Genomic DNA, 7921 nt, shown 5'->3' with positions numbered 1-7921 from the left:
CCACGGCCCCCGCGAAGCAGACCTTCACTCAGGTTTTTGGCCGCTGGCTGTGCGACATGGCCGAGCACGACCCGCGCCTGGTCGGCATCACGCCGGCCATGCGCGAAGGCTCGGGCATGGTGGAGTTTCACAAGCGCTTTCCCAAGCGTTACCACGACGTCGGCATCGCCGAGCAACACGCGGTGACCTTTGCCGCCGGCATGGCCTGCGAGGGCCTGAAACCTGTTGTGGCGATCTACTCGACCTTTTTGCAGCGCGGCTATGACCAGCTGATTCACGATGTGGCGCTGCAAAATCTGCCGGTGGTGTTTGCGCTGGACCGCGCCGGTCTGGTCGGGGCCGATGGGGCGACCCACGCCGGTGCTTATGACATTCCGTTTTTGCGCTGCATTCCCAACATGAGCATTGCCTGCCCGGCCGATGAAAACGAGTGCCGCAAGCTCTTGAGTTCTGCCTTTGAGCAAAACCACCCGGTGGCCGTGCGCTATCCGCGCGGTGCGGGTGCCGGTGTGCAAACCGAGCCGGGGCTCCAGTCGCTGCCCTTCGGCAAGGGCGAGCTTCGCCGTGAAGGCGCGGGCATCGCCATTCTGGCGTTTGGCTCGCTGCTGTATCCGGCGCTGCAGGCGGCCGAAAAACTCGGTGCAACGGTGGTCAACATGCGCTGGGCCAAGCCGCTGGACACCGAACTGCTGCTCCAGGTGGCGGCACGCCATGACGCACTGGTGACGGTGGAAGAGGGTGCGATCATGGGCGGCGCGGGGAGTGCTGTGGGTGAAGCGCTGCAGGCGGCGGGGGTAATCAAGCCGCTACTGCAGCTCGGCCTGAAGGATGAGTTCATCGAACACGGTGATCCGGCTCAGTTGCTGGCTTTACAAGGCCTGGACGCTGCCGGCATCGAAGCGGCTATCAGCCAGCGTTTTGGCGCCTTGCTTGGCGGTAATAAGGCGCTTGGCCCGCGCGTGGTCCGGCGGGTTTTCTGAAGCCAGCGTATCACCAGGCTTGAACCGCCCCGGCAATCCAGGCAGGCAATCCGCGGCAGCAGGCAGGGACTGCAAGGCTGCACTGGCCAGTCCGGATCAGCTGCCGAGATAGGCGTCCTGCACTTTCGGATTGACGAGCAGTTCCTGCCCTGTTCCGCTCAGGACAATCTTTCCGGTCTCGATTACGTAGGCCCGACCGGCGATTTTCAAAGCCTGGCGAACATTTTGTTCGACCAGAAAAATCGTCAGGCCGGCCCGGTTGATGTCGCGCAAGGTGCGAAAGATGTCCTGCACGATGATGGGTGCCAAGCCCATGGAAGGTTCGTCCAGCAACAATACGCGCGGTTTGGCCATCAGGGCACGGCCAATCGCCAGCATCTGCTGTTCGCCACCCGAGAGGTTTCCCGCCAGGCCGTCCGCGCGGTCCTTGAGGACCGGAAACAGACCGTAGATATATTCCATCTCGGCGGCGCGATTGCCCTTGTCGCGGCGGCTGTAGGCGCCGAGCTCCAGGTTTTCCTGCACCGTCAGCGTGGTCAGCGTGGCCCGGCCTTCAGCCACCTGCACCACACCGCTGGAAACGATGTTGTGCGGCGCCATTTTGCTCAGGTCCTTGCCGTCAAACATGACGCGACCCGCGGCCTTTTTGACCAGGCCCGACAGCGCCAGTAAGGTGGTCGATTTGCCGGCGCCGTTGGCGCCCACCAGCGTGGTGATCTGACCTTCATGCAGTTCCAGGTCGATGCCCTTGACCGCTTCGATATGGCCGTAATTGACCTTCAGGCCAGTGACCTGCAACAGGGGCGCGCTCATGGCGAATTTTCCTTTTCGTCCAGCGTCACTTCATCGTCTTCGCGGCCGAGATAAGCCTCGATTACCTGCGGGTCGTTGCGAATTGTTTCCGGCGTGCCGCGGGCAATAATGCGGCCGAAATTCAGCACCGCAATGTCACCGCACAGGCCCATCACAAAACGCATGTCGTGCTCAATCATGAAAATGGCGTAGCCACGCTCGCTGATACTGCGGATCTGGTGCATCAGCTCGCCTTTTTCACCGCTGTTCATGCCTGCGACCGGCTCATCGAGCAGCAGCAATTTTGGATTGGTTGCCAGCGCACGGGCCAGTTCCAGCTTGCGCTGGTCACCGTAGGAAAGGTTGTCGGCCGCATCTGCGGCCTTGTGGTCGAGTTTGACCCACGACAGCAGTTCGCGGGCGCGGTCCCGTGCACGTCTTTCTTCGCTGCGAAACAGGCCGGAGCTGGCCAGCAAACCGAACGGGCCGTATTGCAATTGCGCATGCAGCCCGACTATCACGTTGTCCAGCAGCGACATTTCCTTAAAGATGCGGATGTTCTGGAAAGTGCGTGCGATACCCAGGCAAGTAATGTCGTGCGGCTTTCGGCCGACCAAATTCTGGCCGTTGAATTCAATGCTGCCGCTGGTGGGCGGCAGCAGGCCCGTGATCAGGTTGAAGACGGTGGTCTTGCCGGCGCCGTTGGGGCCAATCAGCCCGAAAATGCCGCTCTGCGGAAGGTCTAGATTCACATCCTGCAGCACCTTGAGGCCACCGAATTGGCGCGAAACGGCGTCAAGCCGCAGCGACAAACTCATGTCTGCCCCCTTTTTTTGCCAAACCACTGGCGGAAACGCGCTGGGTCCCAGATGCCCCTGGGCAGGAACAGCACGATTAACACCAGGATGAAGCCGTTGACGACCAGGCGGAAGTCCTTGAACGAACGTAAAAGTTCCGGCAGCAGCGTCAGCATGAAAGCGCCGATCACCGGGCCGGTCAGGCTGCTGATGCCGCCCAGAATGGTCATGGTCAGAATGTCCACCGCGCGGTCAAATCCGTATTCGCCAGGGCTGATGAAAAAGGTCAGGTGGGCATTGAGCGCACCGGCCAGGCCAGCAATTGCCGCGCCAAGCAAAAACGCCAGCATTTTGAATGACGCCACATTGATGCCCATCAGGCCGGCGGCCGTTTCGTCTTCCTTGATCGACTCGAAAGCGCGGCCGACCCTGGAGTGGCGCAGGCGCCAGAGCACGGCCAGAGTCAGCGTCAGTGCCAGCAGGACATGCCACCACTGGGTCGATTGCGGAATGCCATTGAGGCCCAGTGCCCCGCCCGTCAACGACTCGGCATTGAGCAGGGCAATTCGAACCACTTCGCCAAACGCAAGCGTCGCCATGGCCAGATAGACCCCTGAAAGGCGCAAGGTTGGCTTGCCAATCACATAGGCGATCAACGCCGGAGCGCCCATGCCGGCTGCCAACACCAACGGAAAGGGCAGGCCGAAGTTCATGGTCAAAATGGCCGAAGTGTAGGCTCCGATACCCATGAACGCTGCATTGGCGATGGCCAGCATGCCGCACGAGAGCGTGAGGTAAATCGACAGGGCGAGCAGCGCATTGGTGCCCAGCGTGAGCACCAGGTTACTGTAGATCGACCAGAAATTGTTGAACCATTCCATAGTCAGACCTTGCGCTCTTGCAGCGTGCCGAACAGGCCTTTGGGCCGCACCAGCAAAATCAGGAAAAGCAGGCCGAAGCCCACTGCGTCGCGCATGCTGGATCCGATGTAAGCGACCGACAGCACTTCAGCAAAGCCCAGGAACAGGCCGGCAATCAACGCGCCGCGAATATCGCCCATGCCGCCCAGGATGATCACGGCAATGCCCTTATGCAGCATGGGTTGACCCATCAGGGGAAAGAGCGCGTTCGAATACAGGCCGATCAGCACGCCGGCCACGCCGCCCAGACCGGCGGCGGCGAACGAAGTCATAAAAAACAGCCCTTCGACATTGATGCCGAGCAGGTAAGCGGCCTTGGGCGATTCGGCGATGGCCCGCAGCGCGCGGCCAAACTGGGTTTTCTTCAGGACCACCAGCAGCACGGTCATCAGCACGAAAGACAACAAAATGATACCCAACTCCAGCGCTGTCAGTTGCAGGCCGCCCAGCAGGAGAACCTCCTCGGGCACGAGGCCCGGCGGAAAGCGCAGGCTTTGGGCGCCGAAAATTCCCTGAATGCCGTTGTTCAGAATAATCGCCACGCCAATAGTGGCGATCATTGGAATCAGGTGAGGTGCGTTGCGCGCGCGAAGCGGCCTGAGCACCAGAAAATCAATCGCCAACCCGAGCAGACCGCAAAACATAAACGCAAACAGCAACGCACCCCATAGCGGCAGCGCAAAGCTTGCAACGGCTTGTTCGGCCGCATAGGCGCCGACCATGAAGATGGCGCCATGGGACAGGTTGATGACGCCGAGGACGCCGAAAATAAGGGTAAAGCCCAAGGCAAACAGGGCATATACGCATCCCAGTGACAAGGCATTGACAAGCTGCTGTTCCAGCACGATGGTGAGTCCGGTTAAGCGCACCGGCCGGTCATTCGCAATTCGGCGAATGAGAACGGGCTATGGCGCTGGAAAGAAAAAAAGGAGAGAAAAAAGGAGGCGCGGTTCAATGCGCCGCCTGAAGGGCTTCTAATTATTTTTCGATGACGAACTGCGTCCCCTGCGTCACACTGACGATCGGGGTCTGCTGTGCGTCATAACCGGCGGGCTTGCCTGATTTATCGGTCGCGCGGCGGAACTGGAAGGCGCCGGTCGCGCCGGTCCACTTGACGGCAGGCAGGGCGTCGCGCACGGCGGTGCGGTCTGCTGCCAGGTTGCCGCTTAACTTGACCTGCTTGAGGGCCTGCGCCGCGATGTACATTCCGTCGTAAGCCTGGGCGGCAAACTGGTCGGGCGAGGTCTTGTATCGGTCGTTGTAGGCTTTCAGGAATTTGGTGTTTTCCGGGCTGGCATTGCTGGCTGACCAGGGGCTGCCGACGTACAGGCCGTCGGACTTGTCCTTGGCCAACTCAAACACCTTGACCGAGTTCATGCCATTGCCGCCGATGAAGGGCACGGTCAGGCCGACTTGGCGGGCCTGGACCATGATCGGCGCGCCTTCAGCCAGCAGGGCCGACAGCACGATGGCGTCGGGGTTGCCGGCCTTGATCTTGGTCAGCTGGGCCTTGAAGTCAACATCGCCCTTGGCGAAGGTTTCGGTCGTCGTGACCGGAATCTTCAGGTCGCCCAACGCCTTTTTGAAATTGTCGTAACCGCTTTTGGTGAACACGTCGTCATTGCCATACAGCACAGCAACTTTTTTGATGCCGGATTTTTTGACCGCCATCTTGATGGTTTCCGGCAGCACGTCGGCTTCGGTCACTGAGTTGCGGAAGACATAGTCGCCAATGGAGGTGATGCCGTCTGCCGTGTTGGAAGTGCCAAAAGCCACCGTCTTGGCGGCTTGGGCAATCGGGTCCGCAGCCTGTGCGGAGTTCGACAGGGTCGGGCCGAAGACCATCAGCACGTTGTCCTGAAAAATCAGTTTCTTGAAGACGTTGATGGCCTCTTCCTTTTTACCCTGCTCGTCTTCAACGACCAGTTGAAGCTTGTTGCCGTTGATGCCGCCGGCGGCATTGATCTCGTCAGCAGCCAGCTGAAAGCCGTTGCGGATGGCCACGCCGTACTGGGCCGCACCACCCGACAGGGCCTCGGCGACACCGATTTTGATGTCTGCCGCGCTGGCGCCGGCGCTGAAAGTGGCGGCAAGCGCAAGCGAAATCAGCGATACGGCGAAAGTGGTTTGTCTCATGTCAATATCCTTGTTAAATTCACGATGAAGAGCCGGATTCTGATTCTAGCGCTCGCGACGCGGAATTTTCCTATGGAACACCCTTGCCACGCTGCGCTCTTCGGCTACCTCACCGGCTTGAAGGCCGGGGTTTTCCTTGAGGTTTACTGAACGCGGTTTTGGTAAACCTGCACGCCGCTCCCTTCCACCATGGCGCCAATCTGGCGGGCAGCATAAAAGCCGTGTCGCTGGAAACAGGCCAGCACCTCATCGGCCGCCTCGGGTGAGCAGGCCACCAGCAGCCCGCCGCTGGTTTGCGGATCACTCAACAGGGCTTTGTGCGCCGGACTGATGGCGTCGGGTAGCGAGACTTCGGCGCCGTAGCTGTCCCAGTTACGCCCCGATGCGCCGGTGATCATGCCCTGTTCGGCGAGTTCGAGTACGCCCGGCAGCAGCGGTATCTGGTCAAGGTGTAGCTGCATCCGCAGACGGGCGCCGCGCGCCAGCTCCAGCCCGTGACCGAGCAGGCCGAAGCCGGTCACGTCGGTCATGGCGTGCACGGAATCCATTTCGGACAGCTCGATGCCCGGCTTGTTCAACTGGGTGGTGACCGCAATCATCTGCGCGTAGCCTTCCGCGCTGAGGGCTTCTTTTTTAAGCGCGGCCGACAGGATGCCGACGCCAATCGGCTTGCCCAGAATCAGCACGTCACCGGCCTGGGCACCGGAATTTTTCTTGACGCGCGAAGGGTGGATCAGCCCGAGCACGACCAGGCCGTAAATCGGCTCGACCGAGTCAATCGTGTGGCCGCCGGCAATCGGAATGCCGGCATCGCGGCACACGTCCTGGCCACCGCGCAAAATCGCGCCGATGGTTTCCAGCGGCAGCACGTTGATCGGCATGCCGACCAGGCCGAGTGCCATGATGGGCGTGCCACCCATGGCATAGACGTCACTGATGGCATTGGTGGCGGCAATGCGGCCAAAGTCATACGGGTCGTCGACGATGGGCATGAAAAAGTCGGTGGTGGCAATCAGCGCCTGCTTGTCGTTAAGCTTGTAAACGGCAGCGTCGTCGGCGGTTTCAATGCCGACCAGCAGCTCGGGAGGGATCGGTAAATTGCTGGAGTTTTTCAGGATCTCGCTCAGCACGCCAGGCGCAATCTTGCAGCCGCAGCCGCCGCCGTGGGACAGGCTGGTCAGGCGGGGCGTGGCGAGAATTTTCGGGGTGTCGGGAGTTGTCATGAGGCGTCTTTCAAAAACGGGGGCAGTCCGGGCAGACAGGGTAAGGAGGTCGCGCAGGCCACAGCGCCGTCGAGCGCCGAAGCCAGCAAGTTTATGACAAGGCGCTTTTCATTCCGGGGCTCAAACAGGCGGGCACGTTCGCTGCATTGCCGTTGCAGCAGCGCCAGAAAATCCGCCTCGGCCGCACAGCGTCGCACCAGCGCCGCCAGCTGGGCGTCATCAGTGGGCTCGAAGTAGCCCGCATAGTCTGCCCCCAGCATGCCAATGTTGCCACTGATGCATGAGGCCAGCACGGGCGTGCCCGACTGCACGGCTTCCAGAATGACCTGAGCGCCGCCCTCCATGAGCGAGCAATTCACCAGCAAATGCGCGCGCTTGATTCGCTGGCGCGTCACCGGGCGCGGCAGTCCGCCAAGCCAGCGGTAGCGCGGCGTGCACTGCGCCGCAGTAGTGGCAGACTCGGCAAAATGAGGCGCCAGTGCCAGGCCGATCTGGTCAAAATGAATGCCGGCGGCAAAGTCACGGCCCGCCGCCCGCATAAAAGTCAGCGGGTCCTTTTCGTCCCGCAGATGGCCGACCATCAGAACGCCAAAGCGCCGGCTGGATTTGCGGGCCGGCTTCAAGGCCGGCGCGGACTGGTAAATCACCCGCGCCTTGCCGCGCCATACTTCGGGCAGCGCTGTCAGTCCGTCGTCCTGCAAGAGCACGAGGTGAGTGGCAAGCGCCAGCGATTGCTGCGCATCCACATTGGTCTGGATGTCGCGGTACAGGTCGGTGCCGGTCAGCACCACCACCAGGGGTTTGTCGGGGCAAGCCTCGGCCCAGGCCCGGATCGAGGCCGCCGAGCGCCGGGCGTGTAGCGCGACCATGGCCTGCGGTGTTCGTTCCAGCGCCGGCACCGGCCATTGCGACAGCAGCGCGATGTCACAATAACCTGACAGAAATTGTGCCCAGCGATGCGCGGTGTGCCAGTTGCCGTTGTTCGATTCGGCCATCGCCGGGCTTACCAGGACCACTGTTTTGGCTTCAGATTCCATACCTAATGCATCACCCGGTTTGATCGATTCGCCCCT

At 61.1% G+C, this 7921-nt stretch carries 8 protein-coding genes; 1 reads left to right on the top strand and 7 read right to left on the bottom strand.

Annotation, left to right across the window (positions count from 1 at the left end):
• On the top strand, nucleotides 1-980 hold a 980-nt coding region (locus HHJ19_RS06685), incomplete at its 5' end, for a transketolase C-terminal domain-containing protein (protein WP_296905198.1).
• Nucleotides 981-1076: 96 nt separating this feature from the next.
• Here the strand turns inward: HHJ19_RS06685 and HHJ19_RS06680 are convergent.
• The 7 genes from HHJ19_RS06680 to senB form a co-directional block, all read right to left on the bottom strand.
• Nucleotides 1077-1793, bottom strand: coding sequence for an ABC transporter ATP-binding protein (locus HHJ19_RS06680; RefSeq protein ID WP_296905196.1), 717 nt, complete (start codon nucleotides 1791-1793; stop codon nucleotides 1077-1079).
• Nucleotides 1790-2590, bottom strand: coding sequence for an ABC transporter ATP-binding protein (locus HHJ19_RS06675; protein ID WP_296905194.1), 801 nt, complete (start codon nucleotides 2588-2590; stop codon nucleotides 1790-1792). The genes HHJ19_RS06680 and HHJ19_RS06675 overlap by 4 nt, the downstream gene beginning before the upstream one ends.
• Entirely contained in the window at nucleotides 2587-3450 is an 864-nt protein-coding gene (locus HHJ19_RS06670; protein WP_296905193.1) for a branched-chain amino acid ABC transporter permease, read from the bottom strand. Before HHJ19_RS06670 ends, HHJ19_RS06675 begins: the two co-directional genes overlap by 4 nt.
• A 2-nt stretch (nucleotides 3451-3452) precedes the next feature.
• A complete protein-coding gene (locus HHJ19_RS06665) occupies nucleotides 3453-4334 on the bottom strand; it encodes a branched-chain amino acid ABC transporter permease (RefSeq protein ID WP_296905203.1) in 882 nt (293 codons plus the stop codon).
• 133 nt (nucleotides 4335-4467) lie between these two features.
• A complete protein-coding gene (locus tag HHJ19_RS06660) occupies nucleotides 4468-5625 on the bottom strand; it encodes an ABC transporter substrate-binding protein (RefSeq protein ID WP_296905192.1) in 1158 nt (385 codons plus the stop codon).
• 143 nt (nucleotides 5626-5768) lie between these two features.
• A complete protein-coding gene (gene selD / locus HHJ19_RS06655) occupies nucleotides 5769-6848 on the bottom strand; it encodes a selenide, water dikinase SelD (protein ID WP_296905190.1) in 1080 nt (359 codons plus the stop codon).
• The gene (gene senB / locus HHJ19_RS06650; protein ID WP_296905188.1) at nucleotides 6845-7885 is read right to left on the bottom strand and encodes a selenoneine biosynthesis selenosugar synthase SenB; all 1041 of its coding nucleotides are present in this window, start codon (nucleotides 7883-7885) and stop codon (nucleotides 6845-6847) included. The genes selD and senB overlap by 4 nt, the downstream gene beginning before the upstream one ends.
• Nucleotides 7886-7921 lie beyond the last annotated feature (36 nt).

It is taken from the genome of Polaromonas sp., assembly GCF_012927415.1.
In the GTDB taxonomy this organism is placed as follows: Bacteria; Pseudomonadota; Gammaproteobacteria; order Burkholderiales; family Burkholderiaceae_C; genus Polaromonas.
This window is presented reverse-complemented; position numbering and strand designations above follow the sequence as displayed.